Here is a 609-nt window from a genome sequence, read left to right on the forward strand (position 1 = left end):
TCTGCATACTACTAGTAATGAGTGGGTTGTTTTCGTGCATGGTGCTGGGGGCAGTTCGTCGATATGGTTTAAACAAATTAAAGCATATAAGCAGCACTTTAATTTGTTGCTGATCGACTTACGAGGACATGGAAAATCCAATCAGCTTTTGAAAGAGTTGATAACTAGTCGTTACACCTTCACGGAAGTGACGCAAGATATATTAAAAGTGCTGGATCACCTAAAAATCCAGTCGGCGCACTTTGTTGGCATGTCGTTGGGTACGATCATTGTTCGAAATTTAGCGGAGTTGTCTTCTGAAAGAGTTCGTTCGATGGTTTTAGGCGGTGCGGTGACACGCTTGAATACGCGTTCGCAGATTTTGGTTAAGTTGGGTAACTTCTGTAAACATATCTTGCCTTATATGTGGTTGTATAAGCTGTTTGCCTACATTGTGATGCCTCAACGAAGTCAGCGTGAATCAAGGCATTTGTTTATTCGAGAAGCAAAGAAGCTGTGCCAAAAAGAGTTTAAACGCTGGTTTATTCTTGCCGCGGATGTAAACCCATTGATGAAGTACTTCAAAGACAGAGAGTTACCCATACCGACATTGTATTTGATGGGTGATAG

At 41.7% G+C, this 609-nt stretch carries 1 protein-coding gene; it reads left to right on the top strand.

Annotated elements, in window-relative coordinates; genetic code table 11:
- Position 1: 1 nt before the first annotated feature.
- On the top strand, positions 2-609 hold a 608-nt coding region (locus tag R7Q48_RS28810), incomplete at its 3' end, for an alpha/beta fold hydrolase (RefSeq protein WP_318133760.1).

It is taken from the genome of Vibrio sp. 378, assembly GCF_033339435.1.